Annotated in this window: 27 protein-coding genes; 7 read left to right on the top strand and 20 right to left on the bottom strand. The window is 72.3% G+C overall.

Annotation, left to right across the window (positions count from 1 at the left end; translation table 11 throughout):
* Positions 1 to 15 precede the first annotated feature (15 nt).
* Positions 16 to 1416 (top strand): MFS transporter, encoded by a 1401-nt coding sequence (locus AC3YNX_RS04330; protein WP_164860690.1) that lies wholly within the window; start codon positions 16 to 18, stop codon positions 1414 to 1416.
* On the opposite strand, the gene AC3YNX_RS04325 is transcribed toward AC3YNX_RS04330, so the two are convergent.
* Together AC3YNX_RS04325 and AC3YNX_RS04320 are read right to left on the bottom strand one after the other, a co-directional pair.
* Positions 1403 to 3097, bottom strand: a complete 1695-nt coding sequence (locus AC3YNX_RS04325) for a PucR family transcriptional regulator (protein ID WP_489994706.1) — start codon at positions 3095 to 3097, stop codon at positions 1403 to 1405. The two genes, AC3YNX_RS04330 and AC3YNX_RS04325, sit on opposite strands and share 14 nt — an antisense overlap.
* Before the next feature lie 220 nt (positions 3098 to 3317).
* Positions 3318 to 4457 carry an FAD-dependent oxidoreductase gene (locus AC3YNX_RS04320; RefSeq protein ID WP_127784472.1) on the bottom strand — a complete coding sequence of 380 codons (1140 nt, stop codon included), beginning with the start codon at positions 4455 to 4457 and terminating at the stop codon, positions 3318 to 3320.
* 80 nt (positions 4458 to 4537) lie between these two features.
* On the opposite strand from AC3YNX_RS04320, the gene AC3YNX_RS04315 reads away from it, so the two are divergent.
* Positions 4538 to 5203 (top strand): TetR/AcrR family transcriptional regulator, encoded by a 666-nt coding sequence (locus AC3YNX_RS04315; protein ID WP_489994705.1) that lies wholly within the window; start codon positions 4538 to 4540, stop codon positions 5201 to 5203.
* Between the two features lie 173 nt (positions 5204 to 5376).
* A complete protein-coding gene (locus AC3YNX_RS04310) occupies positions 5377 to 5847 on the top strand; it encodes a GlcG/HbpS family heme-binding protein (RefSeq protein ID WP_127784470.1) in 471 nt (156 codons plus the stop codon).
* A 62-nt stretch (positions 5848 to 5909) separates the two neighbouring features.
* Here the strand turns inward: AC3YNX_RS04310 and AC3YNX_RS04305 are convergent, their stop codons facing one another.
* The 8 genes from AC3YNX_RS04305 to AC3YNX_RS04270 all read right to left on the bottom strand — a co-directional run bounded on the left by AC3YNX_RS04305 (position 5910) and on the right by AC3YNX_RS04270 (position 13277).
* Entirely contained in the window at positions 5910 to 6344 is a 435-nt protein-coding gene (locus tag AC3YNX_RS04305) for a RidA family protein (RefSeq protein ID WP_127784469.1), read from the bottom strand.
* A complete protein-coding gene (locus AC3YNX_RS04300; protein ID WP_489994979.1) occupies positions 6337 to 7893 on the bottom strand; it encodes a gamma-glutamyltransferase family protein in 1557 nt (518 codons plus the stop codon). Before AC3YNX_RS04300 ends, AC3YNX_RS04305 begins: the two co-directional genes overlap by 8 nt.
* Before the next feature lie 68 nt (positions 7894 to 7961).
* Positions 7962 to 8420: a Rieske (2Fe-2S) protein gene (locus AC3YNX_RS04295; protein WP_127784468.1), complete on the bottom strand. Its 459-nt coding sequence runs from the start codon at positions 8418 to 8420 to the stop codon at positions 7962 to 7964.
* Positions 8417 to 9874, bottom strand: coding sequence for an aldehyde dehydrogenase family protein (locus AC3YNX_RS04290; RefSeq protein ID WP_127784467.1), 1458 nt, complete (start codon positions 9872 to 9874; stop codon positions 8417 to 8419). The genes AC3YNX_RS04295 and AC3YNX_RS04290 overlap by 4 nt, the downstream gene beginning before the upstream one ends.
* Positions 9874 to 11127, bottom strand: a complete 1254-nt coding sequence (locus tag AC3YNX_RS04285; RefSeq protein WP_127784466.1) for an NAD(P)/FAD-dependent oxidoreductase — start codon at positions 11125 to 11127, stop codon at positions 9874 to 9876. Before AC3YNX_RS04285 ends, AC3YNX_RS04290 begins: the two co-directional genes overlap by 1 nt.
* A complete protein-coding gene (locus tag AC3YNX_RS04280) occupies positions 11124 to 11504 on the bottom strand; it encodes a Rieske (2Fe-2S) protein (protein WP_127784465.1) in 381 nt (126 codons plus the stop codon). The genes AC3YNX_RS04285 and AC3YNX_RS04280 overlap by 4 nt, the downstream gene beginning before the upstream one ends.
* A gap of 89 nt (positions 11505 to 11593) precedes the next feature.
* Entirely contained in the window at positions 11594 to 12307 is a 714-nt protein-coding gene (locus AC3YNX_RS04275; RefSeq protein WP_127784464.1) for an iron-containing redox enzyme family protein, read from the bottom strand.
* 121 nt (positions 12308 to 12428) lie between these two features.
* A complete protein-coding gene (locus tag AC3YNX_RS04270; protein WP_489994704.1) occupies positions 12429 to 13277 on the bottom strand; it encodes a LysR family transcriptional regulator in 849 nt (282 codons plus the stop codon).
* A gap of 105 nt (positions 13278 to 13382) precedes the next feature.
* On the opposite strand from AC3YNX_RS04270, the gene AC3YNX_RS04265 reads away from it, so the two are divergent.
* Entirely contained in the window at positions 13383 to 14105 is a 723-nt protein-coding gene (locus AC3YNX_RS04265) for an SDR family oxidoreductase (RefSeq protein WP_489994703.1), read from the top strand.
* Positions 14106 to 14117: 12 nt separating this feature from the next.
* Here AC3YNX_RS04265 and AC3YNX_RS04260 read toward each other — a convergent pair whose 3' ends face one another.
* Genes AC3YNX_RS04260 through AC3YNX_RS04240 form a run of 5 tightly spaced genes read right to left on the bottom strand, consistent with a single transcriptional unit; the run spans position 14118 to position 17786 of the window.
* On the bottom strand, positions 14118 to 14687 hold the full coding sequence (locus tag AC3YNX_RS04260) for a TetR/AcrR family transcriptional regulator (RefSeq protein ID WP_489994702.1): 570 nt from the start codon (positions 14685 to 14687) through the stop codon (positions 14118 to 14120).
* A complete protein-coding gene (locus AC3YNX_RS04255; protein WP_489994701.1) occupies positions 14684 to 15484 on the bottom strand; it encodes an ABC transporter permease in 801 nt (266 codons plus the stop codon). Before AC3YNX_RS04255 ends, AC3YNX_RS04260 begins: the two co-directional genes overlap by 4 nt.
* Before the next feature lie 41 nt (positions 15485 to 15525).
* On the bottom strand, positions 15526 to 16014 hold the full coding sequence (locus AC3YNX_RS04250; RefSeq protein ID WP_489994700.1) for a DrrA family ABC transporter ATP-binding protein: 489 nt from the start codon (positions 16012 to 16014) through the stop codon (positions 15526 to 15528).
* A complete protein-coding gene (locus tag AC3YNX_RS04245) occupies positions 15974 to 16462 on the bottom strand; it encodes an ATP-binding cassette domain-containing protein (RefSeq protein ID WP_489994699.1) in 489 nt (162 codons plus the stop codon). Before AC3YNX_RS04245 ends, AC3YNX_RS04250 begins: the two co-directional genes overlap by 41 nt.
* A 58-nt stretch (positions 16463 to 16520) precedes the next feature.
* Positions 16521 to 17786, bottom strand: coding sequence for an NAD(P)/FAD-dependent oxidoreductase (locus tag AC3YNX_RS04240; protein ID WP_489994698.1), 1266 nt, complete (start codon positions 17784 to 17786; stop codon positions 16521 to 16523).
* Positions 17787 to 17897: 111 nt separating this feature from the next.
* Here AC3YNX_RS04240 and AC3YNX_RS04235 point away from each other — a divergent pair, with 111 nt between their 5' ends.
* On the top strand, positions 17898 to 18386 hold the full coding sequence (locus AC3YNX_RS04235; RefSeq protein WP_489982240.1) for a ribonuclease H family protein: 489 nt from the start codon (positions 17898 to 17900) through the stop codon (positions 18384 to 18386).
* Here AC3YNX_RS04235 and AC3YNX_RS04230 read toward each other — a convergent pair.
* Together AC3YNX_RS04230 and AC3YNX_RS04225 are read right to left on the bottom strand one after the other, a co-directional pair.
* On the bottom strand, positions 18383 to 19462 hold the full coding sequence (locus tag AC3YNX_RS04230; protein ID WP_489994697.1) for a tocopherol cyclase family protein: 1080 nt from the start codon (positions 19460 to 19462) through the stop codon (positions 18383 to 18385). The genes AC3YNX_RS04235 and AC3YNX_RS04230 overlap by 4 nt on opposite strands.
* A gap of 7 nt (positions 19463 to 19469) precedes the next feature.
* A complete protein-coding gene (locus tag AC3YNX_RS04225; protein ID WP_489994696.1) occupies positions 19470 to 20183 on the bottom strand; it encodes a lysophospholipid acyltransferase family protein in 714 nt (237 codons plus the stop codon).
* 354 nt (positions 20184 to 20537) lie between these two features.
* Here AC3YNX_RS04225 and AC3YNX_RS04220 point away from each other — a divergent pair, with 354 nt between their 5' ends.
* Entirely contained in the window at positions 20538 to 21434 is an 897-nt protein-coding gene (locus AC3YNX_RS04220) for an alpha/beta fold hydrolase (protein ID WP_489994695.1), read from the top strand.
* On the opposite strand, the gene AC3YNX_RS04215 is transcribed toward AC3YNX_RS04220, so the two are convergent.
* A complete protein-coding gene (locus AC3YNX_RS04215; RefSeq protein WP_489994694.1) occupies positions 21387 to 23246 on the bottom strand; it encodes a WS/DGAT/MGAT family O-acyltransferase in 1860 nt (619 codons plus the stop codon). The two genes, AC3YNX_RS04220 and AC3YNX_RS04215, sit on opposite strands and share 48 nt — an antisense overlap.
* 57 nt (positions 23247 to 23303) lie before the next feature.
* Here AC3YNX_RS04215 and AC3YNX_RS04210 point away from each other — a divergent pair, with 57 nt between their 5' ends.
* On the top strand, positions 23304 to 24602 hold the full coding sequence (locus AC3YNX_RS04210; RefSeq protein ID WP_489994693.1) for an alpha/beta hydrolase: 1299 nt from the start codon (positions 23304 to 23306) through the stop codon (positions 24600 to 24602).
* Positions 24603 to 24641: 39 nt separating this feature from the next.
* On the opposite strand, the gene AC3YNX_RS04205 is transcribed toward AC3YNX_RS04210, so the two are convergent.
* Positions 24642 to 25901: an NADH:flavin oxidoreductase gene (locus AC3YNX_RS04205; RefSeq protein ID WP_489982234.1), complete on the bottom strand. Its 1260-nt coding sequence runs from the start codon at positions 25899 to 25901 to the stop codon at positions 24642 to 24644.
* The gene (locus AC3YNX_RS04200; RefSeq protein WP_489994692.1) at positions 25898 to 26920 is read right to left on the bottom strand and encodes an NAD-dependent epimerase/dehydratase family protein; all 1023 of its coding nucleotides are present in this window, start codon (positions 26918 to 26920) and stop codon (positions 25898 to 25900) included. Before AC3YNX_RS04200 ends, AC3YNX_RS04205 begins: the two co-directional genes overlap by 4 nt.
* Between the last annotated feature and the right edge of the window lie 43 nt (positions 26921 to 26963).

The raw sequence follows: 26963 nt of genomic DNA, 5'->3' as shown, positions 1-26963 counted from the left end.
GGCGAGAGGACGAGGGTGACGGCACGTCTCACGGCGTCTGACCAGGCGGTCTCGGCCGCCACCGGCCCCTCGCGGCGAGGGTGGCTGCTCGCCGCCCTGCTCGGCGCGACCTTCCTCGGGACGGTCAGCAACAACATCGTCAACGTCCCGTTGCGCCAGATCACCGACGACTTCGGCGCCCCGGTCACCCAAGGGGTGCTGGTGGCGTCCACGTCGGTGCTGGTGCTCGCGGTGATGATGCCGCTGACCGGGTGGGTCAGCGACCGGCTCGGGCGGCGCCGCACGCTGGTGCTCGCCCTCACCGTGCTCACCCTGGGCACGCTGGGCGCTGCCCTGGCCCCCAGCCTGCCGCTGCTGGTGGCCGCCCGGGCGGTGCAGGGTCTGGGCTGCGCGGCGGTGCCGACGGCGGTGATGGGGATGCTCTCGGCCAGCTGGCCGGAGAACCGGCGCAGCCGCGTCATGGGCGCCTGGGGCGCGGCCAACGGCATCGGCCAGGCGGTGGGTCCACCCGTCGGGGGCATCGTGTCCGACCTGTTCGGCTGGCGGGCGATCTTCGCCGGGCTGGTGCCGGTGACGGTGGGCGTGCTGGTGCTGACGCTGGTGGTGGTGCCCCAGCACGTCGGCCGCGGCGCGCGCATCGACTGGCTGGGGGCGGGGTCGCTCACCGCCGGGGTGGCGCTGCTGATGTGCGCCGCCACCGCGGCGCCCCAGGCCGGGGTGCCGCTGGCGCTGCCGCTGCTGGGCGTGGTGCTGGGCTTTGCCTCCCTGGCAGTGTTCGTGGTGACCGGGCTGCGCCGGCCCGCGCCGTTCATCGACCCGCGGGCACTGGTGGAGATCCGCTGGCTGCGCAGCGCCACCGGCGTCTTCGTGCAGCAGTCGTCGCTGGCGGCGGTGCTGGTCGCGGTGCCGCTGCACCTCACCGGCGCGGTGGGGCTGTCGGTGACCACCACCGGGCTGCTGACCTTCGCCCTCCCGCTGGTGTGGGCGGTCTCCGCGCCGTTCGTGGGCCTGCTGGCTGACCGGGTGGGACCTCGGCTGGTGCTGCGGGTCGGCCTCGGCGTGCTGGTGCTGGGCGACGTCGCCCTGGCGGTGGTCGTCGGCTCCGGGGTTCGGTCGCTGCCGGTGATCGCCCTGGTGCTGGTGGGCACCGGGTTGGGCGTCGCGCTGGTGCAGACGCCGGCGCTCACCGGCGCCACCAGGTCGCCGGCCGGCCAGCTGGGGCCCGGGCTGGGCCTGTTCAACATGATGCGATTCGTCGGCGCCGCGCTGGGTACCGCAGGGGTGGCTGCCGCCTACCCGGGGGCGCTGGGCTGGCTGTTCGGCGGCTGCGCCGTGGTGGCGGTGCTGGGCCTGGCGCTGAGCTTCGGCGGACGCGACGACCACCTGCAACCCACATCCGCGCTCAGAGTGGGCTGACCACGCGGTTGACCTCAGCGGTGGTGGTGGCCAGCAGGTCGAGGGTGTGCGCCAGCCACACCGCGAACTGGTTGTCGGCCTGCCGCAGGTCCATCCCCAGCCGCCGCGACGCCCGGTCGAGCTTGTAGAGCATGGTGTTGCGGTGGATGTGCAGGTCCCGGGACGCCGCGTTCACGTTGCCCCCGCTGGCGATGTAGGCCAGCACCACCTCTTCCATGTCGCCCACCGTCGGGTCGCGCAGCGGCGCCAGCAGGTCGGCGGCGAAGTCCCGCCCGGTGCGGCTGACGGCGACGTCCTGCAGCACGGCGTGCACCTGCAGGTCCTGGTAGCTGCACACCTCGGCCAGCCCGAGCCGGTTCTGCAGGCCCAAGGTCATCCGGGCCTCCCGGTAGCTGTCCGGCAGCGACAGCGCCCCCGTCACGGGGCGCCCGTAGGAGACGTGCACCGGGCGCCCGGCCTGGGCCCGTCGCCCGGTGAGGTGGCGGTGCAGGGCGGCGGCGTACTCGGCGGCCTCGGCGACGCCAGCTGCGGGAGCACCCTCGGCGGCGGTACACAGCTCGCGCACCATCACCAGCACGTCACCAACCACCGCCGCCTGGGTGTGGCGCTCCTGCTCGGGCACCAGCCGGGACGTCAGCGCGGCGAGGCTCAGCGCCTGCCCGGCCGAGCTGTCCCCGACGCCGACCACCCCGGAGGCAACCACCACCGCGAAGGTGGAGCGCACCGGCAGGCCGTAGTGCGCTGCGCGGGCGCTGAGCTCCTGCAGCGACGCGAAGTGCCCGTGCAGCAGGCCGTGCACGAAGTCGCCGCGGGCCTGCTCCTGGGCGCCGTGCACGCTGCGCAGCCGCAGCATCTCGGTGCCCACGATGGGGACTGCCTGCTCCACCAGCACCTGGTGCTCGGCCAGGTCGTGCGGGTGCGGCTCGGTGGAGGGCTCCACCAGCACCAGCCAACCGTCGTGCCGACCGCCGAGCACGATCGGGCTGAGCACGCAGGCCACCTCACGGCCCCCGACGGTGAAGGGCACCACCCGAGGGTGCAGCTCGGCGGGGTCACCGCCCGCCCCGAGGCGCTCGGCCCGTTCCTGGAACACCTGCGCCAGCTGGCGGGGCTCCACCATCCGTGGGTTGGCCTGCTCCATGGCCACCAGGGCGCCGGTGGCGTCGAGCACCGCGACGGGGCACTGCGACATGCGCGACATCTGGCTGCACAGCGCCGGCAGCTCGGCCCCGCGGTAGAGCAGCTCGGCCAGGGCGCGGTGCACGCTGAGCCCGTAGCGCAGCACGTGCGTCTCCCGGGCCAGCGTCAGGTCGGCGACCAGCCGGTTGACCGCGGCGAAGGAGACGGAGTCGGCGGTGGTGACCAGCGGCAGCCGGGCCGCCGCGGCGGCATCATCCGGGCCGGGTTGGTGCCCGTCCACCAGCAGCGCCGCCGCACCCCGCTCGGCCAGCGCGGTGGCCACCGCGTCCAGCCCACCGTAGCTGGGGATCTCGTGCTGGGCAGCGTGCACCAGCACCCCGTCGAGGCGGTCGTCGCGCTGTGCCGCGACCGCCCAGGGCACCACCCACTCCAGCGCGACCGTGGTCTCGTGCGGACCGGGGTGCCAGCAGGTGCGGCGCAGCACCGGCTCCTGCAGCAGTCGGGCCAGGGTCAGGACGTCTTCGTCGTGATGGTGCGGCACGGCTGGCTCCTCTGGGACAACATCCGCGCGACGCCCACCGCCGGCGGGTCCGGCGTGCGGGGGGCCACGAGGGTCAAACTTCCGGAAGCGACGACCGCCGTCCATGCGCAACGTGCACAACTGCACAGGGCCGATGATGTGCAGTGTGCACCGTGTCACAACTACTGGGTGTAAATGGCAGTTTCGGCTCGGTTAACAATCGGACCGCAACAGCTCTGGCCTAGCCGGACGAGGGCCCGTCGGTTCCCGTGAAGAGGTTGACAAGGCCGGAGGGTGCACTGGCGCCGAAGATGAGCTCGATGGTCTCGTGCGCGGCGATCGCTTCGGCCTCGCTGCGTCGGAACATCGCTTCCTCGTAGCCGGCGAGGGCGGCCTCGACGTCGTCCGGGTGGGCGGCGATCGCCTGGCCCAGCTCGGCACCGTCGAGCATCGCGATGTTCGCACCCTCGCCCCCGGGGAGGGTCACGTGCGCGGCGTCCCCCAGAAGTGTGACGCCGGGGACGCGGTCCCACTGGTGGCGGTTCGGGAGCCGGTAGATGCTGCGCAGAACGGGTCCGGTCTCTCCGTCGGCGATCAACGAGATGAGCTCGGGCGCCCATCCCTCGAGCTCGGCCGCGACGCGCGCCTTGGCGGCGGCGGCGTCGGTGAAGTCGATGTCGGCGAACCACTGGGCTGGACGGCTGAGCACGACGTAGGTGTGGATGGTCCCGCCCGGTTCGCGGTGTGCGAGGAACCCCTTGCCCGGAGCAAGGGCGTACAGCGCGCCACTGCCAACTACAGCCGCCGTTGCGGCATGGCGTTCGTCCACGTCGTGCAGGTACGTCTCCACGTAGCTCACGCCCGCATACGTGGGCTTCTGGCCGGAGAGCAGCTCCCGGACCTTCGACCACGCGCCGTCAGCACCGACCAGGACCTCGGCGCGGACCGCGGGCCCGCTCGCGAAGGCAAGCTCGTGCTGTCCTCGGCCGAGCGGAGTGGCGGAGAGGAGCTTCTTCCCCCACTGCACCGTGCCCGCCGGAAGGGATTCCAGGAGGATCCGTCGGATGTCGCCCCGGAGGGCTTCGGGGCTTGCCATGGAGCCGTCGTCGGGCAGCTCGGCAAGCACTGTGCCGTGTTGGTCGACCACTCGCTGGGCTGCGCCGCCCCGGTGGACGATCCCGCGGTACTCCCGGGTGAGCCCGGCGATCTCCAGCGCGCGCTGGCCGTTGTGCTCGTGCAGGTCGAGCTGCCCGCCCTGCGTCCGTGCCTCGGGTGAGGCGTCTGCGTCGTAGACGGTGACGGGAATGCCGTTCAGGTGCAGGACGCGAGCGAGGGTGAGGCCGCCAAGGCCCGCGCCGACGACGGTGACTGGAGTGATCATGGTGTCCCTCTCGAGAACTATTGGACCGTTGGTCCATCGGTACTTTGGACCTATGGTCCAATCGTGTCAAGATGGTGCTCATGACCAGCTCCACGCCGCGAGGTCCACGGCGCTCAGACGCGCTCTCGCGGGACCGGATCGTCGAGGCGACCATCGAGCTGCTCGACACGGCAGGCGAGAGTGGTCTGACGGTCCGGGCGCTGACGACACATCTCGCGACCGGTCGGGGCGCGATCTACCACCACGTCGCCAACAAGGAAGAGCTCCTTGCCGCGGCCACCGACGGCATCATCGGCCGAATCGTGGCGCGTGCCGAAGGTGACGAGGGCCCGAGGCGGAGCATCCGTGCTCTGGCGCTGGGGATCTTCGACGCGATCGATGCGCATCCGTGGGTCGGGACTCAGCTCTCCCGTGAGCCGTTGCAGGCTGCGGTCTTCCGGATCTGGAAGGGCATCGGCGCGCAGCTTCACCGCCTCGGCGTGACCGGGTCGGCCCGGTCAGATGCCGGATCAGCGTTGGTCAGCTACATCCTCGGTTCGGCAGCACAACACGCGGCCGGCGCACGCCGGGTTCCCCGGGACGCGGATCGAGAGGCGTACCTCAAGGCCCTGGCGGCAGAGTGGACGCGGCACGACTCCGACCCCATCGCGCAGGAGACAGCATCGCTGCTCCACGAGCACGACGACCGCGAGCAGTTTCTCGCCGGAGTGGACATCTTCCTGGCTGGCATCACGACCAGCCACTAGGTGTCGCTCCTCGGTAGGTTCAGATCAGAGTGGGCATTGTGCACAGCGAAAAGCGGTTCAGCACGGGCACTCTCACCATTGGCGCCACTACGGTGAGCCGCCAGGCTGGTGGAAACGGTCCCCCCGGGGCTGTGCCCATCGTCTGACCGGCTCGCCCGGAGAAGGAGCGTCCTGTGCACCAGGTCTTCCGCATCACCCTCGACGACGCGCTGCCCGTCCTCGTCGCCGCCCGGGCCAAGGCCGAGGAGATCGGCGTCAAGCAGACCATCTGCGTGGTCGACGACGGCGGCAACGTCATCGCTCTGCACCGGCTGCCCGGCGCCCGCCTGACCGGCGTGGACATCTCCATCGCCAAGGCGTTCACCGCAGCCGGCCACGAGCGGGCCACGCACCTGTTCAACGAGCCGCCCAACGGCCCGGTCCTGCCGGGCAACGAGGCGTTCGGCATCCAGCACATGCTGCCCGGCAAGTTCGCAGTCTTCGTGGGTGGCTTCCCGATCGTGCACGAGGGCCAGATCGTCGGCGGCGTGGGCGTCAGCGGTGGCAACGGTGAGCAGGACAAGGCCGTGGGCGCCGCAGCGCTGCAGGCCTTTGCCGACCACGTGGCCGCGCAGCAGGCCGCAGCGAGCACCGTCACCGCCTGAGCCAGGCCAACACAGTAGGGGCGCACCCGTGGGTGCGCCCCTACTGGTGCGTGCAACCCTCGCTAGTCGGCGAGCGCGACGGTCAGCTCCACCTCCACCGGTGCGCCGGAGGGCAGCGAGGCCACCCCGACCGCGCTGCGGGCCGCGCGACCCCGGGGGCCCAGCTGGGCGGTGAGGGCCCGCGACGCCCCGTCGGCCACCCGGGAGTGCTCGGTGAAGCCGTCGACCGCGGCCACGAAGACGGTCATCCGCAGGACCCGCGCCACCCGCTCCAGGCCGCCGGCGGCCTCCGCGACGGCCAGCAGCGCGTTGCCCGCCGCCATGGCTGCGGCTTCTTGCGCGGCGGCCAGGTCGACGTCGTCGCCGACCGTGCCGCGCACCTGCAGCACCCCGGCGCGGCGCGGGGTCATCCCCGCGGTGAGGACGAGCCCGCCGTGCACCACCGCGGCCACGTAGTCGCCCTGCGGTGGAACCGCACTGGTGAATTGATCAGACACCGAGGGCCACCCCGTCCATCCGGGGGTCCGCGGCACCGGCGAGCACACCCCGGTCGTGGTCCACGCTGATCACCTGGGCGCTGCCCCCGGCGCCCCACGGGCCCATGTCCCGCAGGTCGTGCCCGCGCTCGGCCAGCTCGGTCAACACGGTCGCGCCCAGCCGGCTCTCCACCTGCAGCGTCTCCGGCTGGTGCAGCGCGTCGGCGTCGGAGCCGGGGTGCACGGTGTGCCGCGGCGCGCTCACCGCGGTCTGCGGGTCGACGCCACCGTCGAGCAGGTGGGCCAGCAGCTGGGTGTTCCACTGCACCTGGCCGTCGCCGCCCGGGGTGTTGCCCACGTGGCGCAGCCGCCCGGCCGCGTCGGTGACGATCCAGGCGTTGAGGGTGTGCAGCGGCTTGCGCCGGGGAGCCAGGGCGTTGGGGTGTCCGGGCAGCAGGTAGGACCCACGCGCCAACCGGTTGTTCAGCGCGATCCCGGTGCCGGGAACGCTGATCCGGGCGCCGTAGGTGAAGGCCAGCGAGGAGATTGCGCTGACCGCACGCCCCTCGGCGTCCACCGCGACGCAGCTGGTGGTGTCACCGGCCACCGACACCGGCACGGTGGCGGGATCGGGGCGGGCGCCCAGCTCGGCACGGGTCGCGGCCAGCACGGCCGGGTCCAGCAGCGCCCGCCAGGCGTCGTTGTCGGAGCCGCAGCTGCGGTAGCGGTCGGCGAAGGCTCGGCGGGCGGCCAGGGCAAGCAGGTGCACCGCCTCAGCGTCCCAGGTGCAGCGACCGGCCAGCCGTCCGTCGAGCAGCCCGGCCTGCTGCAGCACCATCCAGCCGGGCGTGGGCGGCGGCGTCTGGTGCACCACGTGCTCGCCCCAGGACGCGCTGATGGCGGCCTCGGCCGGGACGTCGAGGCCCAGCGGCCACTCGTCCCCGGAGAACGGCGCCCCGCCGGCCTGCAGCAGCGCCACCGCGGCCTCGCCCATCCACCCGCGGTGCAGCAGCGTGGGATCAGCGGCCAGCGCCTCGATGCTGGTGGCCAGCTCGGGGCAGGCCAGTCGCTGGCCCACCGCGGGCAGGTGCCCGTCCGGCAGCAGCCAGCGGGCCAGGCTCTCGTCGGCCCGCAGCGCCGCGGTGTGCTCGGCGATGTCCGCGCGGTTCTTCGCGGTGCACGGAAAGCCCGTGCGGGCGGCGGCCGCGGCACCCGACCACAGCTCGCTCAGCGGCCGGGTGCCGCCGCGGGTGTGCAGGGTAGACAGTGCGCCCAGCGCGCCGGGGGTGGCGACCGACAGCGGTCCGGTGCCGGGCAGCACCCGCTGGCCACGCTCGGCCCAGCTCTCCGCGCTCGCCCCGTCCGGACCGTAGCCACTGCCGTTGACCGTCCACACCTGACCGTCGGGCTCGCGGACCACGGCAAACGCGTCGCCGCCGATGCCGGACTGGCCGGGCAGGGCGATCCAGGACAGCGCGGTCATCGCCAGCACGGCGTCCACCGCGGTGCCGCCGGAGGCGAGAACCCCCGCCCCCACCTGGCTCACTGCCGGGTGGGAGCTGCTGACCATCCCGCCGGTGGCCAGGGTGGAGGTGCGCACCGGGCCCCAGCTGTCGGGCCAGGAGCCGGTGGACACGGTCACTTCGGCAGCCGGCGTCGCCGGGGCCCGCCCTCGAGCACGTCGCGCTCGGTGAGCCCGACCAGCACCTTTCCGTCCTCCTCGCGCACCGGGTAGGTGGCGATCGGCTCGGTGGCCGGCGGCTGGATGGGGGTGCCGCCCTCCAGCTCGAACACGCTGTTGTGGCAGGAGCAGCGGATGCCGTCGTCCTGCAGCTTGCCCGAGCTGAGCAGGCAGTCCAGGTGGGTGCAGTAGTTGGACGTGGCGTAGGCCTTGCCGTGCAGCCGGGAGATCGCCAGCTCCAGCTCGCCGTGCTCGGTGGTGGCGTAGAACCGGCGGACGTAGCCGTCCCGGACCTGCCCGGCGCGGCAGACCGCGACGAACTCGCAGGGCGGGGGTGACGCGTTGTCCACCGGGGTGCCGTTGGTGGGTGTGCTGTCGGTGGGGGTGGCCGCGACCTGCGGCTGGTGGTCGGTCATGCGCTCAGGTAGACGGTCTTGTCCACCGTGTAGAAGGCCATCATGGCGTCACCTGCCTGTTCTTTGGATGTCTGGGTGCTGCTGTCCTTGATGCCGCCGAACGGCGCGTTCATGGCCTGCCCGGTGGTGGGCTGGTTGATCTTGACCAGGCCGGCGGGGGCCTCCCTGGCGAAGCGCATCGCCCGGCCGAGGTCGGCGGTGACGATCGCGGCCGACAGCCCGAACCGGGTGTTGTCGGCGATGGCCAGCGCCTCGTCGAAGGAGCCGACCCGCAGGAACGCCAGCACGGGGCCGAACACCTCCTCGGTGGCCAGGGCGGAGAGTGGGTCGACGTCGGCGAAGACGGTGGGCCGCACGAAGTGTCCGTGGGCCAGCGCGCCGGCTTCCATGTCGCCGTCCTCCGGGCCGCCGGCCACGCGGCGAGCCCCGTCGGCCAGGGCCCGCTCGACGTGGCCGAGCACCGTGGCCTTCTGCCGGGCGGTGGCCAGCGGCCCCAGGTTCACCCCGGCGGCGGTGCCCGGGCCCACGGTGAGCGCCCGGGCCGCGGCGGCGACCCGCTCGAGCAGCTCGTCGTGCACCGACTCGTGCACCAGCACGCGGCTGGTGCCGGTGCAGGCCTGACCGGCCAGGCCGAAGGCGCCCTTGACGATCAGGGCGGTGGCCCGGTCCAGGTCGGCGTCCTCGAGCACCACCACAGGGTTCTTGCCGCCCATCTCCAGCTGGGTGCGCCGGCTGGCGGGCACCGCGCGGTGGATGGCCTCGCCGACCGGGGTGGAGCCGGTGAAGGTCACCGCGCCCACCCGGTCGTCGGCCACCAGGGCCTGGCTGACCTCCGCGCCGCCGTGCAGCACGGCCAGCGCGCCGCGGGGCACGCCGGCCTCCAGCAGCGCGTCCACCAGCCGCTGCCCGAGCAGCGGGGTGACCTCGCTGGGCTTGAACACCACGCCGTTGCCCGCGGCCAGGGCGGGACCGAGCTTGCGGGAGGGGATGTTCAGCGGGAAGTTCCACGGGGTGATCGCCGCGACCACGCCCAGCGGCGCGCGGGTGGTGAACACCCAGCTGCCCTCCGCCGAGGCCAGGGTGCGCCCGGAGGTGCGGACCGCCTCGCCGGCGTAGAAGCGCAGGTTCATCGGGGTGCGGCTGACCTCGAAGGCCGCCTCGGCCGCGGTCTTGCCCTCCTCGCGGACCAGGTCCTGCGCCAGGCTGTCGGCCTGTGCCTCGAGCAGGCCGGCGGCGCGCTCGAGCACCACCGCGCGGGCCTCGGGGGCGGTGTCGGCCCAGGTGCGCCAGCCGGCGGCGACGGCGCCCACGGCCGCGTCGGCGTCCTTGGCGCTGGACTCCGGGGCGGTGCTCACCAGCACCCGGGTGTCGGCGGGGTCGCGGCGCTCGAAGGACCGGCCGGTCACCGACTCCAGCCACTCGCCGTCGAGCAGGTTGCGGACGGAGCTTGTCATCAGACCACCACTTCTTCGTCGTACATCGCGTCGGCCAGCGTCTCCACCAGCTCGTCCAGGTCGGTCGTGTCGTCGCGGAGCTGCTCGGGGTCCACCGGCGCGGCCAGGTCGATCAGCTCGCGGGCGGCCATCACGTCCTCGCCGCGGTCGATGGCGGCGGCGGCCACCACCACGCCGTGGCGGAGCCAGAACAGCGATCCGTCCAGGCCCGCCACGTCGCCGCGGGTGACCACGACGTCGCTGGGCCGGATGTCGCTGAGGCCCAGACCCTGCAGGTTGACGTCGTACTGGTCGGTCCAGAACCAGTGCGGGCCGTCGAAGGTGGTGGGTCGGCCGGCGATGGTGGCGGCGATGGCGGCGGCCTGCTGCTGGGCGACGTCGACGTGCTCCACCCGCACCCGGCCGTAGCGCGGGTGGTCGTGGGCGGCCACGTCGCCGGCGGCGAACACGGTGGGCAGGGAGGTGCGGCCCTGGGCGTCGACGTCGATGCCGTTGCTCACCCGCAGGCCCGAGCGCAGCGCCACCGCCATGTCCGGCTCGATGCCGATGCAGACCACCAGGTCGTCGACCACCTCGGTGGTGGCGCCCACGCTCAGGTGCACGCCGTCGGGGCCGACGCGGACGTCCTGCACCGGCTGGCCCAGCGCCAGCTCCACGCCGTTGTCGCGGTGCAGGCCCATCACGGCGGCACCGATGTCGGCGCCGAGCACGCGGGACAGCAGCACCGGGTCGCGGTCGACCACCACCACGTCGGCGCCCCGGCTGCGGGCGGCCGCGGCCACCTCGGTGCCCAGGAAGCCCCCGCCCAGGACGCCGATGCGCCGGCCGGGCTGCAGGCGCTCGCGCAGCCGGTCGGTGTCGGCGAGGGTGCGCACGTGGTGCACCCGAGCACCGCCGACGCCGGGCAGCTGCCGGGCCTGGCCGCCGGTGGCCACCAGCACCAGGTCGGCGCGCACCGCGGAACCGTCGAACAGCAGCACCTCGCCGGTGTCGGCGGCGATCCGCTCCACCCGGCTGTCGGTGCGCACCTCGACGTCGTTGGCGGCGCACCACGGGGCGTCGAGCAGCCAGAGGCCGTCCTCGGTGGCCGACGTCAGGCGCTCCTTGGACAGCATCGGACGCTGGTAGGGGCCGGTCGGCTCGTCGCCGAGCACGATGACGCGCCCGTCGAAGCCACGGCGACGCAGCCCGCGGGCGGCGGCGGCGGCCACGTGCCCGGCACCGACGACGACCAGGGTGGGGCGTGCAGTCATGGGGACACCTCGCTCGCTTCGTGGGGGGCTTCGGGGACGGCGACGGTGCCCCGGGGAGTGCTCACCCGGGGCACCGGGTCCAGGAGGATGCGGCCGTCGTCGGTCACCTGGACGGCGAAGACGGGCTGGCACAGGGCCTGGTCCTCGGCCTGGCCGGTGCGGGGGTCGAACTTCCACTGGTGGCCGGGGCAGATCACCTGCCCGTCCAGCACGGTGCCCTTGACCAGCGAGCGCTGCTTGTGGCCGCAGACGTCGTCGATGGCGTGCACCTCGTCGTCGAGGAGGAACAGGGCGATCGCCCGGCCCTCCACGACCACCAGCTTCTTCTTGCGTCGACTGAGCTCGCGGAGCTCGGCCACGTGCACCCAGCTGGTCACGCTGACCTCCGGTGTTGGGGGGCGGTGAAGGGGCCGGGGCGCCAGGCAGCTGCCCAGCGCCCCGGTCGATCCCGGTTGAGCGGAGTGGCTCAGGCGGTGACGAGGTCGGGCGCCACGTAGCTGTCGAACAGCGACTTGGTGTAGGAGTAGCGCATCTCCGCGCCCCACCGGACGAACTGCAGGCAGCGCTGCTGCAGCTCCACCGTGTTGGCGTGCTCCAGCACGATCTGGAAGCCGCGCTCGCCGTGCACCACGTCGGAGGTGATGTGCAGCTCGAAGAACTCGATCTCGTCCTCGGTGAAGCCGTACACACCGCGCAGCGGGACGATCTGCTTCTTGTAGATGTCGGGCACCTGCGACTCCAGGCCAACGACCAGGGCCGCGGTGGCGACGACGAAGTGCTCGCGCATGGCCACGGCGTAGCACCAGGCCTGCAGGCCGCGGGTGACGGCGTTGGCGTTGTTCGGGTCCTCGATGCGCTCCTTGGTGGTGCCGCAGACCTCACCGAAGCGGATGAGCAGGTCGGTGTGTCGGATGTCGGCCAGCTCCTCCTCGTACATGTTCTGCAGCAGGAAGTCCTTGGCGTCCACGCAGGTGTCCGGGGTGTTGCAGTAGATGTAGCCCAGGTAGTCGGCGAAGGGGCCGACGTACTGGTAGTGGTTCTCCGCCCAGCGGGCGAAGTGGTGGCGCTGCAGCTCGCCGTCGGCCCAGGCTTTGCTGAAGGAGGCGTTCTTCGCCTCGCGGCCCTTGATCGCGTCCTTGAGGGCGGCCCGGAAGTCTTCCTGGTTGAGAAGCTCGGTCATGTCATGCCTTCCGTTCTCGGGTGGCTCGCGTGCTGATGGCACTAGTCAAGCGGCCAGCGAGCAGCCCGAGGACGGTCAAGTGGCACAGGGGTTTGCCCTGTTCCTGTGCACGGTGCCCAAGCTAGAGGCGGGTCGCCGTTCGGACGAGGTCGGCGACCACCCGGGAGCGGCTGTGCGTCGGCCACGCGATGACGGTGGTGACCGCGGGTGCGTCGACCACCGGGGCGGTGGTGTGGCCCTCGCGCAGCTGGGCGCGGACCGATTCCGGCAGGATCGCTGACGCCCGACCCAGGGCGATCATCTGCAGCACCTGGGTGTGGTCGTGGGCCTGCGGGCCAGGACCGTCGGGGTACGTGCCGTCGACGCGGGGCCAGCGGGGCAGCGGCAGTCCGGGCAGCGCGGACACCTCGGCGGTGGTGACGTGCTGGCGGCCGGAGAACGGGTGCCCGGCCGGCAGCACCGCCACCTGTCCCTCGGTGCACAGCTCCTCGGTGTCGAACCCGGCGGTGGCGTCGAAGGGCTGGTGCAGCAGGGCGACGTCGGCGCGGCCGTCGGCCAGCAGCTGCGCCTGCTCACCGATTCCACAGAGGACCACGTCGACCGTGGCCGAGCCGGGCTCGGCGGCGTAGGCGTGGAGCAGCTTGGCCAGCAGCTCGCTGGACGCGCCGGCCTTGGTGGCGAGCACGACGGCGGGCTCACCGGCTGCGGCCAGGGCGGTGCGGCGAGTGCGACGCTCGGCAGCCGCCACCGCGGCCAGCGCCGCTCGCCCCTCCTCCAGCAGCACCGACCCGGCCTCGGTGAGGGTGACCGCGCGGCGGCTGCGCTCCAGCAGTGTCGCGCCCAGGCGGCGCTCGAGCTGGCTGATGGCGCGCGACAACGGGGGCTGCGCCATCCCGAGCCGCTCTGCGGCCCGGCCGAAGTGCAGCTCCTCGGCGACGGCCACGAAGTACCTCAGCTCTCGGGTTTCCACCCCGCAACGATACCCAGACCCTCCCTGTATCGATACCCGTGCGGTATCACGGCTCACCCGATCGGTCTTGGACGCTGCCCCCCTGGGCCGGGCACTGTTGCCGGCATGAGCGAACAGAGAACAGCGCTGGTGACCGGCGCGAACAAGGGCATCGGGTACGAGATCGCGGCCGGCCTCGGCCGCCTGGGGTGGAGCGTGGGGGTGGGCGCCCGGGACGAGCAGCGCCGCGATGCCGCGGTGGCCACGCTGCGGGCGGACGGGATCGACGCGTTCGGGGTTCCGCTGGACGTCACCGACGACGCCAGCGTGGCCGCAGCAGCCGAGCTGCTCGCCGAGCGCGGCGGCCTGGACGTGCTGGTGAACAACGCCGGGATCACCGGCAGCGCGGAGCAGCGGCCCACCTTGGTCGACCCCGCCACGGTGCGCGCGGCCGTGGAGACCAACGTCATCGGCGTCATCCGGGTGACCAACGCGGTGCTGCCGCTGCTGCGCCGCTCGGCCTCGCCGCGCATCGTGAACATGTCCAGCAGCGTGGGGTCGCTGACCCTGCAGAGCGCTCCCGGCTCGGACACCGGTCCCATCTCGGCCGCGTACTCGCCGTCGAAGACGTTTCTCAACGGCGTCACCGTGCAGTACGCCAAGGAGCTGCAGGACACGAACATCCTGATCAACGCCGCCTGCCCCGGCTTCGTCGCCACCGACCTCAACGGCTTCCGCGGCACCCGCACCCCGGAGCAGGGCGCTCAGGTGGCGCTGCAGCTGGCGACGTTGCCCGACGGCGGGCCCACCGGCGGGTACTTCAACGATGAGGGGCCACTGCCCTGGTGAGCGGCCGCGTGGCTACGCCTGAGCGTCCCGCGGTCGAGCGCCGTCGAGGAACAAGGCGACCAGCTGTCCCTCGCTGTGCGGTGTGGCCAGGTCGATCGCGCGGGCGAGGTGCAGGAAGGCGTTCATCAGCAGCTGTGGATCGCCGACCAGCTGGCCCTCGGCCACGGCGGCAGCGAAGAGCGCGGTGACCGGGTCAAGCACCTTGCTCACGTACAGCTGGGACACTCGTTCCCTGGTGGCGTCACTGACGTGGTCGAGGGCGTCGTAGACACGCTGCTCGAAGGAGATCGTTGACTGTCCGTGCTCAGCACAGGCCATCGCGAGGGCGGTCAGGCGTGCGTCGAGCGGACCCGCGCTGTCGACCGCTTGCTGCACTCGGTGGTGGAGCTCATCGATGTACCGCTGTGCCACGGCCAGGTAGAGGTCCTCTTTGCCGCCGGGGAAGTGGTGGTAGATCGACGGCTTCTGGATCCCGGCGGTGCGAGCAACACCCAGGAGGGAAACGCCGGAGTACCCCGTGGCGGCGAGCTGCTCGCCGAAGGCGGCCATGATCTGGGTCCGGGTGTCGGGGTGAGCGGTCATCGGGTCCTCCGTGCGTGGTGTATCGCGAGGACACAGGCAACGAGTGCGACTGCGACGAGTGCAACGAGCACGGCTGCGGCGAGCGGGCCCGCAGCGAGCGCGGCGCCACTCTCGAGCTGGCGGGTGGCTTCCACGATGGGGGTGAGGGGGTTGACGGTGGCAGCCGCACGCATCCATCCGGAGAGCTCGTCGACGGGCGCGAAGACGCCGGTGAAGAAGGACAGCCCGAAGACCACGAGCGTGACCAGGTTGATGCTGGACGTGGACGCGCCCCGGACAGCCAGTGCAACGGTGAACAAGGCAATGGCCAGGCCTAGGCCGAGCATCGGCGCCAGCATCGCGGTGGCGCCGAGCCACGTCTCCGGCCGGTAGCCCACCAGCATGGAACCGGCGACGGTGACGACCAGCTGGAGCGCGACGCCGGCCAGGGCGGCCAGCAGCGTGCCGACGAGGAACGGTGTCGTGGTTCCGTGCGCCATGCGGAGGCGGTCGAGGTAGCCACTGGTGACGTCCTGGTGCACCAGCGTGCCGGCCATCCCCGCGCCGGTAGCCACCCCGGTGAGGAGGATCAGCGGAAGCAGGAAGGCGATGAAGCTGTCGCCGGGGAGGTAGCTGTTCCCGACGGCACCCAGCTGCCCCGTGTAGACCACCAGGAAGAACAGTGACTGGGCGAGCGGGCTGATCAGCATCGATGGGGAGCGCAGCAGTGCTCGGAGGGAGCGGCGAGTGGCCGCGAGGGTGACCCGTGACGAGGCGGCGGGGCGTGCCGCCGCGAGCGGTATCGGGGGAGCTGACATGAGGAGGCCCTTTCTGGCGTGGTGGTGGGTGCGGTCAGCGGTCAGCGGGCGGCGAGAGCGAGGAAGACGTCGTCCAGGGACGGCTCGGTGAGGCGTATCTCCTCGACCGCCCCCGCGCACGCGCCGATCTCGTGCAGCGCGGCCTCGAGCGCCGCGGAGTCCCGGGGTAGCGCGAGGCGGACGGTGGTCGGTTCGCCTGGCTCTGCGCGAAAGCCCGCCCGGGTGGCCTGGAGAAGGTGCCGCGCCGCGCTCGGGTCGGCCAGTCCGAGCGTCAGCGTGCGGTCACCGACGCGGCTCTTGAGGACGTCGGGGCGGTCGTGGGCCACGACCTGGCCGTCCCGCAGGACGATGATGTCGGTCGCGAGCACCTCTGCCTCGTGCAGGTCCTGGGTCGAGATCAGGAGCGTTCGTGCGCTCTCCCCCTCGTTCAGGCGCATGAGCTCCTCCCAGAAGCTGATCCGGCTGAGGGGGTCGAGCCCGGTGGTGGGCTCATCCAGGATGAGCAGCGGCGGCTCCCCCACCAGGGCCACCGCCAGGTCGACCTTTGCGGCGAGTTCCTCCGGAGAGCGTTCCGATCCGCTTGCTGCGGTGCTCGCCCAGACCGAATAGCGCGACCAGTTCTTCCGTCCTGCTCCGGGCGGCGCGCGTGCCCATGCCCAGGGCCACGGCCTGGAAGCCCAGCACCTCGTCGGGCGTGGCCAGGGGATCCAGTGCCTGCGCCTGAGGGGTGAGGCCAATCAGCCGACGGGCCTCACGGACCTGGGTGATGGTGTCGTGCCCGTCGATCAGCACCGTCCCGGAGTCGGGGGTCCGGAGGGTGGCGATGATCTCCATCAGCGTGGACTTGCCGGCGCCGTTGGGTCCGAGCACGAGCGTCCGACTGCCGCGCGCGACGGTGAGCGAGACGTCAGCGAGGACGGCGCGACCGCCGTAGGACTTGGTCAGAGCGGTCACGGTGACCGCGGGGGTGGTAATCACGACTGCAGCCTACCGACCGGTCGGTAGGGGCGCGAGCGCGGTCTCCCTCCCTGTGCGGCTAGCGCAGCGGGTCGAGCTGACTGAGCACGTCTGGCACCGGATGCCCGGTGATCGCGTCCGCCAGCAGCCGCCCGCTGGCCGGACCCAGGGCCACGCCCCACATGCCGTGCCCACCGGCCACGTGCACCCGGGGTGAGCGGGTGCGGCCCAGCAGCGGCAGCCCGTCGGTGGTGCACGGCCGCGAGCCCACCCACTCCTGGGTGCGGGCGGCCCAGTCCACCCCGCGCAGCATGGGCGTCGTCGCGTCCACGATCGCCTGCACCCGGCGCGGGTCCAGCGGGGCCTCGGGGCTGCGCAGCTCCATCATCCCGGCCACCCGCAGCTGATCCCCGCCCAGCGGCGTGCAGGCCACCCGCTGGGTGGGGAAGTACAGCGGGTTGTCCACCGGCGTCTCGGTGCGCACGGTGAAGCTGTAGCCGCGCCCGGCCTGCACCAGCGCTCGCACCCCGAAGGGGCGGGCCAGGGCGTTGAGCCGGGCGCCTGTGGCCAGCACCACCGCGTCGGCGCTCACCTGCTCGTCGCCGGACCCGAGCACCTGCACGCCGCTCGCCGTCTCCCGCACCTGCCGCACCGGCCAGCTCGCGGACACCTCCCCGCCCCGGGCGCGCACCGACTCGGCCAGCGCCGCCAGGAACCGCGGCGGGTGCAGGAAGCGCTGCCCGTGCAGCCGCAGTCCCGCCACCACGCCCTCGCCCAGCGGCAGCCCCAGCGCGTGCGTCTGCTCTCGGTCGAGCAGGTCGTAGGCCACCTTGCCGCCCAGCTCCTGCACCGCCTGCAGCTCGCCCACCAGCACCTCGCGCTCCTGGACGTCGGCGAAGGCGGCCACGAAGGGATCGGCGACGTGGGTGGGCTCGGGCACCGGGTGCGGGCCCTCAGCCAGGGCGTCGTAGGCCTCCAGGGCCAGCGGGGTGAGCTGCTGGTACACCGCCAGCGCGCGGCGCCACCGGGACTCGGTGCAGTGCCGGGCGAAGCCCACCAGGAATCGCAGCAGGCGCGGGTCGGCGGTCAGCGGCACGTACACCGGCGAGGACGGCCGCAGCATCGCCCGCAGCCCGTAGCGCAGCACCGCCGGCTCGGGCAGCGGCAGGGTGAGCGCCGGCGTCAGCCAGCCCGCGTTGCCCCAGGAGGCGTCCGCGGCCACCCCGGTCGCGTCCAGCACCGTGACCCGCACGCCGCGCTCCTGCAGGAACCACGCCGCGCTCAGCCCCACCATGCCGGCGCCCACCACGACGACGTGCTCCGGTCGCGCTCCTGCACTCGCCACGTGACGCCTCCTGCCGCTTCGCACCAGCCCGCGTCGACTCAGTGTGGACCGCGACGCACCGGCGCGACAGGGTGGCGCCGGTCACCCACCCCGGGCCGCCATACTGGCGCGGTGATCATGGTCAGCACGGACGGCTCCTGCCTGCGCAACCCCGGGGGAGCCATCGGCTGGGCCTGGGTGAACCACGAGGGCACGTCCGCCTCGGGCGGCGCGGCGGTGGGCACCAACCAGATCGCCGAGCTGCAGGCGGTGCTGGAGGCCATCCGCGCGCACCCGGGCAGCGACGAGCTCTACATCGAGTCCGACTCCCAGTACGCCATCAAGTGCGCCTCGGTGTGGGTGCAGGGCTGGAAGCGCAAGGGCTGGAAGACCGCCTCCGGTGGGCCGGTGAAGAACCTGGAGCTGGTCAAGGCCATCGAGGCGGCCATTGCCAGCCGCGCCGGCACGGTGCGCTTCCAGTGGGTGAAGGGCCACCAGGGCAACCACTTCAACGAGAAGGCTGACGTGCTCGCCGGCCAGGCCGCCCTGCTGGCCGCGGCCGGCAAGCTCCCCGTGGCCGCCGCCACGCCGGCACCGCCGGAAGACCTCTCGCTCTTCTAGCCCCGGGATGGTCCCGGCGGTGCGCCGGTGGCCCCGGGCGCACCGCCGCGACGGGCGACCTCCTGGGCGGCGCGGTCGATCGAGCCGTGCTCCAGCGCCGCCAGCGCCGACTCCCCCTCCCACACCAGGCGTCCCCGGCGCTTCACCCGCACGCGCATCCGCCCGCCCAGGTGCTCGATGGCCCCGGGCACGTTGCGTCGCTCGGCCGGCAGCGGCACCGGCAGCACGTGCGCGGCGTGCAGCGGGGAGCTGGCGTCCACGTCGACGCTCCAGCCGAGGCTGCGCCCGTGCAGCAGCCACCGCTCGTCGCTCACCTCCGCCCGCACCGGGGAGACCACCGGGTCGCCCAGGCGCACCAGCGTGCCGTCGGGCAGCAGCACCACCAGCGCGGTCACCTCGGTGTGCAGCGGACCCGCGGTGACCTGCCCGCCGGCGAAGGCCACACACACCTGCGGCTCGGCGAAGGCCTGCGCCTGCCCCCACCACCAGGAGTCGGGGAATCCCCCACGGCCCCAGTTCTTCTCCGCGTACACCTGCGCGCCGTCGAGGTCCCACCGCTCGCCGCCCAGCACGGCGCTGCCCTGCGCGCGACCGCCCAGCAGCCACGGGTGCCAGTACTGGTTCAGCGCCGGCACCGACTGGAACACGCTGGAGCCGCCCCAGCGCCGACGCGGCCAGGGCACCGGCTCGGTGATGCGCACGTCCAGGCGCGCGTCCGGACCCAGGTCCACGGTCAGCCGGTCGCCCTCCCCGCGGAAGGCGGACCCGGCGTGGGCGCCGATGCCCACCGGGGCGGCCGCGCCCTCGTCGTGGACGGTGGTGCGCAGGAAGCCGTTGGGGTGGCTGGCCAGCCCGAGCGTGGCCCAGTGCCCGTCCTCGGCCCGGTTGACGCCGTTGAGGGCGAGCACCACCCGGCCGGTGTCGGGCTGGGTGAACCGCCAGAAGTAGCCCTCCATGGCCACTCCGTGCGCGTCGCGGGGGTCGCCGAAGGGCAGGTCGGCGCCGGTGGCCCGGTAGGCCTGCAGCAGCCGGCCCGGCAGGGTGCGTGCGGTGGCCGGCGTGGTGGGTGCGGTCATCGACGGATCATCCCAGCAGCGGGAACGAGCGGTGCCCGGCCTGCAGGGTCATCGACTCCTGCAGCGCGTCGACCACCTCCTGGTACTTGGCCTGCACGAAGTCCGGGTCGTCGGCCATCTCCGGGTCGTCCCCGACGTCCACCACGGGCAGGAACTCGGTGCGGATCTTGGCCGGCAGCGGCAGCTGCGGGATCACGCCCGGGGCCAGCCCGAACGGGAAGCCCAGGGCGATGGGAAACGACTTGGCCCGGGCCAGCTTGTCCAGGCGCAGCAGCCGGGCCAGGGTGCGGCCCTCGGTGAGCATGAACAAGGTGTCCGACCCGCCGACGCTGGCCACCGGCACGATGGGCACCCCCAGCCGGGTCGCGAGCTTCACGAAGCCCATCCGGTCGTCCAGGATGGCCTGGTCGCGCTGGGTCCACGGTCGCAGCGCGTCCACGTCACCGCCGGGCCACAGGATGACGTCGTGACCGGCCTCGAGCGCCTCGGTGATCGCTGACTTGCTGGCGGGGACGGTACCGATCTTGCGGAGGAACTGGCCCCAGCCCGGCAGGGACATGAGCACGTCGTGCGCGGTCCCGTGCAGCGGACGGTCGGCACCAAATCGGCGATACCACTGAAATCCAGTCAAGTACGCCTCCACCGGCAGCAAACCGCTGGCGTGCACTCCGATCAGCAGGGCGGGCGATTCCGGAAGTCGTTCCCACCCTTTGATTTCCATCCGAAAGTACCAATCAAGCACCGGTTGTGAAGCCCAGACGAGAAATTGCTGAAAACGTTCGCCGGCACTGTCCAGGGAGTACTCGTTTGCCCGACGATCGATCAATCCCCGAAGTCCCCCAGCGGATTTCTCGTCCGACATACCTCTCCTCCCGTGGTTGTGACACGGATCGTGGTGCCTGCCAGACTCTATGGGGTGGGTCCGCAGTTCGCTCGCCGACTCCGGTGGGCGGCTTTGCGCCTGGGTGGATTTGTGCTGGATAACGGCATGGGTGCAAAACCGCATCGGGTCCGACGGAAATGGCACGTCGTGCCCTACCCTCCGATGGTGGAGATGCGTTCAGCACTCCGACGGATGAAGGAGCCCAAAGACGTGCTCAGTGACCTGCCGTTGAGTGGTGTGCGCCGCCTCGTTCCGCTGCCCGAGCTGGTGGGTCGGCACGTCGGGCAGGTGGTCGACCTCCCCGGCCGCGGCCAGACCTACGTCACCGACATCGGCCGCCGTGAGGGGCCCACCCTGGTGATGCTGCACGCGCTCGCCTGCACCGCGATGCTCACCTGGTACCCGGTGCTGGAGGAGCTGAGCAAGCGCTACCGGGTGGTGCTGCTCGACCAGCGCTGGCACGGCCAGGGCATCCGGGCCGCGGGGTCCTCGCTGGACGACGCGGCGAGCGACGTGGTGGCGGTGGCCGACGCGCTCGGCATCGACCAGTTCGTCCCGGTGGGGTACTCGATGGGTTCGCTGGTGGCCCAGCTGACCTGGCGCCGGCACCCCTCGCGGGTGGCAGGCCTGGTGCTGTGCGCCACCAGCAGCTCCTTCAAGCGCAACAGCCGGGACCGCCTTGCCATGCGGTTGACCGAGATGGCGGTGTCCACCACGCGTCGTCGCGCCGAGCACCTGGCCACGCTGGCCCCGCACCCGTACCTGCCTGCGGAGGAGACCTACCGGTGGGTGCTGGGCGAGTTCCGTTCCACCAGCCCGCTGGCGCTGGGGCAGTCGGTGTCGGCGATCAGCCGGTTCAACTCCTCGGAGTGGATCGGTGACGTCGACGTCCCCACGTCGGTGGTGATCACCGGGCGTGACCGCATCATCCCGCCGGGGCGCCAGCGCTGGATCGCCAACCAGATCTACGGCTCCACCAGCTACGAGATCGCGGCGGGGCACGCCTCCTGCGTGTTGAACGCGGAGAAGTTCAAGCCAGCGCTACTGGCTGCCTGCGCCTCCGTCGCCGGTCGGCTGGCTCCCGCCTGACGCTGCGGAGCTGGTCGAGCCGGTAGCCGCGCTGGGACCGGTGGCCTTGGCCGCCGTCTTGCGCGGTGCGGTCTTGCGCGGTGCGGTCTTGCGTGGTGCCGCCGCCTTCTTCGTGGCGGTGGACTTGGCGGCGGTCGTCGCAGCTGCGGTCTTGCTGGCACTGGTCTTCGTGGCGGGGGCCTTGGTCGCTGTCGTCTTGGCTGCTGTCGTCTTGGTCGCTGTCGCCTTGCTTGCAGCCGCCCTGGGTGCAGCCGCCTTGGTGGCGCCAGCTTTGGAGGCGGTCTTGGTGGCAGCGCTGGTGGCCTTCTTCGCCGGCGCCTTGCGCATCGCCTTCTTGGTCGAGACCGCCTTCTTGGTCGGGACCGCCTTCTTGGCCGGGGCTGCCTTGGGAGCGGTGGGGGCCTCCTTGCCGGTGCGCTTGCGCGCCGCGGCCACCAGCAGCTCGATCTGGCGCGGGACCTCGTCGGCGATCGCCCACGGGTTGGGCACCTGCTCGAGGCACGCGATGATGCCCACGTCCAGCTTTCCGTTGTTGGACAGCACCGTGACGTTGAGCCCCGCACCGTGGAACACCGGGCCCAGCGGGTACAGCCCCAGCACCTCAGCGCCCAGGAAGTACATCGGGATGGGTGGCCCGGGCACGTTGGAGATCACCAGGTTGTAGACCACGGGGTGCCGCTCGGCCAGGCGCAGGCTGGAGTACGCCCGCACGGCCAGCCCGAACGTGGTGGGTGCCGCAAACTCCGCCCAGTCCTGCAGCATGGCGGCACTGATCGTCTGGTGGTGCTCCTTGGTGACCGCGTTGTCCGTGGCGATCGTCTCCAGCCGCTTGACCGGGTCAGCGATGTCGGTGGGCAACGACGAGAACAGGCCGGAGACCTTGTTGCGGCTGCCCGCGCTGGCGGCGTTCTCGTCCTCGCGCACCGAGACCGGCACCATCGCCAGCAGCGGGCTCTCGGGCAGCTCGCCCCGAGACTCCAGGTAGCTGCGCAGGGCGCCGGCGCACACGGCCAGCACCACGTCGTTCACCGTGGTGCCGAAGGCGCGCTTGATCTCCTTGACGTCGTCGAGGTTGGCAGCGGTGAAGGCCACGCTGCGGTGGCCGGTGATGGTGCCGTTGAACGAGGTGCGGGGCGCGGAGAACGGCGGCGGCATGGAGTCTCCGCGCTGGTGGCGGACTATCCAGTCGCCGGCCAGTGCCACCGTCTCCGGCAGCAGCTTCACGATGTCCAGGGGGCGCAGCGCCAGGTGGGTGATCCCGTCGATCGCCAGGCGCAGGGCACTGGGCTTGCGGGCCGGACGATAGCTGGGGTCGGGCTCCGGGCGCGGGGCGTCCGGCTCGATGCCGCAGAGCGCGCCCAGCAGGTTGGCCCCGCTCACGCCGTCCACGCTGGCGTGGTGCATCTTGGTCATCACGGCGATCTTGCCGTCGGCCAGCCCCTCGATCACCCAGAACTCCCAGAGGGGGCGCTGGCGGTCCATCGGTATCCCGGCGATGTGCGCGCAGGCCTCGGCCAGCTGCTCACGCCCGCCCGGGGCCGGGATCGCGGTGCGGTGCAGGTGCCGGTCGATGTCGAAGTCGGCGTCGTCGATCCACACCGGGTGGTCGACATTCAGCGGCGAATCGTAAAGCTTTCGTCGAAACGCCGGAATTGCGCGGGTGCGCAGAAAGATCTCATGCTTTAGCTTGTCAAACGAATATCCGTCGGGAACGGTCTCCGGGTCAAGCTCCAGCAGCCCGCACACGTGCAAGAGCTGGGTCGGGGTCTCGAGGTAGAGAAAGCTGGCGTCAAGGCCGCTGAGGCGTTCCATTCCCGGGATGGTAGCCGCAAGATAGAACCAGTTCTAGGCAAAAGATAGGATTGCGCAATGGGTCTCGGACATGTGGGTAGGCAGGCGCTCCAGCTGGCGGCGATCGGAAATGCCGTACGGCCGTACGGCAAGTCCTGGTCGGTGATTCCTGCCTTCTTCTCCGGGTGGCTCACCACCGAGCTGGCGCCGCACCTGCTGGCGCTCAACGCGGCCGGTGCAGCGCTGCACGTCCGCAGGCACGGCACCCGCGGGTGGGACGACCGGCTGGCGCTGGCGCTGCAGGCGGTGTCCGCCGCGGGCTACGTCAAGCTGATCCGTGACTCCCAGCTGGCCAAGGGCGAGATCGAGGACGCGCTGCGGGAGGCGCTCGGCGACGACTACGCCTCCGGCCTGGAGCGGGAGCCGGACGCCGACGACCTGGCCACCCCCTGGGGCCAGCTGGCGATGCCCTTCCGGATGGCCAACGACGAGGTGGTCCGCGAGTCCAACATCGCCTACGCCGAGGGCGGGAAGCGCTACCGGCTGGACGTCTACCACGGCCGGGAGCCCCAGCAGGGCCGGCCGGTGCTGCTGCAGGTGCACGGCGGCGGCTGGGTGATCGGCCACAAGGCGCAGCAGGGCGTGCCGCTGATGCAGCACATGGCCGAGCGAGGCTGGATCTGCGTGGCACCCAACTACCCGCTCAGCCCCAGGGCGAAGTGGCCCGAGCACGTGGTGGCCCTCAAGCGGGCCATCGCCTGGGTGCGGGAGAACATCGCCGACTACGGCGGAGATCCCTCCTTCGTCGCCGTCACCGGCGGGTCGGCCGGCGGGCACCTGGCCGCGCTCTTGGCGCTGACCTCCGACGACAAGAGCTGGCAGCCCGGCTTCGAGGACGCCGACACGTCGGTGCAGGCCTGCGTGCCGCACTACGGCGTGTACGACTTCGCCGGCCAGACCAACACGGCCGCCGCGGTGCAGCGGCGCGAGGAGGTGCTGGGCCGGGTGGTGATGCCCGCGCGCTACGAGGTGGACCCGCAGTCCTACCTGCAAGCCTCACCCCTGGAGCGGATCACCGAGGACGCACCGCCCTTCCTGGTCATCCACGGGCGGCTGGACTCGCTGGTGCCGGTGGCCGAGGCGCGGGAGTTCGTCCAGCGGCTGCGGGAGATCTCCCCCCACCCGGTGGCCTACGCCGAGATCAGCGGGGCACAGCACGCCTTCGACATCTTCCCGTCCATCCGCAGCGCTCACGTGGTGCGCGGCGCCGAGCGCTTCCTGAACTGGACCTACCGGCAGGCCACGGCGCAGCAGCCGCCCACGCCGACCGACCCGGACGAGAGCGCACCGACGGAGGTCGCCGCGCCGCAGGGCTAGCCCCGAGCAAGCCGCGGCAGGGCCGCGGGTGCCGGGTTGCTAGTGCAGCGCCGGCTCGGGGACGTCGGCCAGCACGCACCGGGTGCCGGTGTAGATGGTGGGCATGCACTTGTTGCAGTGCACGCACAGGCCGGTGGTGCGGCCCTTGGACTGGTACTGGTTGATCAGGTCCGGCTCGCGCAGCAGAGCCCGGGCCATCGCCACGAACTGGAAGCCCTCGTCCAGGCCGAGCTGGATGGTGTCCAGCTCGTTGATGCCGCCGAGCAGGATCAGCGGCATGTCCAGCGCCGCCCGGAACTGGCGGGCGAAGGGCAGGAAGAACGCCTCCTCGAAGGGGTACTCGGGGAACAGCATCTTCTTGCCGAACGCGCGCAGGCCCCACCCGACCACCGTCGCCTGGGTGGCGGCGAGCTCGCGCAGCGGCACCTCGCCGCGGAAGAAGTACATGCCGTTGAGCAGCGAGCTGCCACCGGTGAGCTGCATCGCGTCGAGGTGCCCGTCGTCCTGCAGCAGCCGGGCGAACTGCAGGCTCTCCTCCAGCCACAGCCCCTGGGGGACGCCGTCGGCCATGTTCAGCTTGGCGGTGACGGCGACGCCGGAGCCCACCACCTCGCGCACGGCGGCAACCACCTCTCGCGGGAAGCGCGAGCGGTTCTCGATGCTGCCGCCCAGGTGGTCCTTGCGGCGGTTGAGGTTGGGACTGAGGAAGGAGCTGAGCAGGTAGTTGTGCCCGAGGTGGATCTCGATGGCGTCGAATCCGGTGTCCACCGCGACCTGCGCGGCTCGGCGGAAGTCGCCCAGCACCCGCTCGAGCTGGGCCGGGGTGGCCGCCTTGACCAGGCCCATGCCCGGCGCGCTGAGGCGGGTGGACGGCCCCATGCTGGGCATCCGGTTGGACCGCTGGTCAGCGACGTAGCCGGCGTGGCCCAGCTGGGCAGCGACCAGCGCGCCCTCGGCGTGCACCGCGTCCGTGAGCCGGCGCAGCTCGGCGTCCTGCTTGCCGTCCATCACCAGGGTGTTGCGGTGCACCCGCCCGTCCGCGGAGACCGCGCAGTAGGCCACGGTGGTGAGCGCTGCCCCACCACGGGCGACCCGGGCGTGGAAGTCGATGAGGTCCTGGGTGATCGTGCCGCGCGGCATGACGCCCTCGAAGGTCGCGGCCTTGATGATGCGGTTGCGCAGGGTCAGCGGTCCCAGCCTGGCCTGCTCGAAGGGCACGGCACCGGTGGGCGCTCCCACGCCGGGCGTGCCCAGCGAGGCGCGGGTGGTGCTGGGCGTGCCGGGCTCGGGCGTGGTCATTGCTGGCCCCTCTCGGTGGGGTTGGCGAGGGCGCCTGCCGGTGCGGTCTGGCGCATGGTGTCCATCAGGGCCTGCCGGATCGGGCGCCAGGTCAGGCCGAGCTCGGAGCGGGTGCGGGAGTCGTCCATGGGGGTGGCCGCGGTGAGCAGCCAGGCCGCCTCGTAGCTGATGCCTGCCGACATCGGCAGGAATCGTCCGACGAGGTCGCTGATCCGGCCCAGCGTCCGGATGGCGCCCTGGCTCATCGGGATGCGCCGGATCTTGCGTCCGGAGAACTCCTCCAGCAGGTCCACCATGGTCCCGAAGGGCACCATCTCGCCGCCGCAGACGTAGCGGCGCGGCCCGCGGCCTGGCTCCATCAGCGCCGTGTGGACGGCGGCCACGTCGCGCACGTCGATCATGGCCATGCCGCCGTCGAAGACGGGTGCCACGCCCAGCTGCAGCATGGCGGCCCAGCCCATCGCGGTGATGCCCCGCTGGGTGCCCGCGGCCGGGCCCACCACCGAGGAGGGGTAGGTGATGACCACGGGAGCGCCGCCGGCCTGCAGCCCACGGGCGATGCGGTCGGCGGCGGACTTGGTGCGCCCGTACGCGCTGCGCCCGTCAGCGGTCTCGCTGTCCGGGCCGATCACCGGGTCCTTGCAGGGGAACAGCGCGCTGTAGCTGGCCACGTGCACGATCGGGTCGAGCCCCAGGCCGACCGCGCGGGTGAGCAGGGTGGCCGTCGCCTGGGTGTTGACCTGCCACATCAGCTTCTCGCGGCTGTCGTCCACCCCGACGATGCCCGCGGCGTGCAGCACCGCGTCGCAGCCGATGAGCAGCTCGGTGATGACGTCACCGTCGCGGACGTCCCCGACCATGGTCTCCAGCGCGGTGACGTCCACGCCGAGCGCACCCAGGGAGTCCTGCGGCGAGTCGTCGGGATGGATCAGCAGGCGCACCTGGTGGCCGGCGTCGAGCAGCGCCTTGGTGGTGTGGGCACCCAGGTACCCGGTGCCGCCGGTGACCGCGATCTTCATCCGTGTCCTCTGCTCGGAGTGCGCCCCCGCGGGCCAGCCACAT

This window comes from Rhodococcus sp. Z13_19A (genome assembly GCF_058133575.1).
The sequence above is the reverse complement of the archived record's forward strand: the minus strand, read 5'-3'. Positions and strand labels throughout refer to the sequence as shown.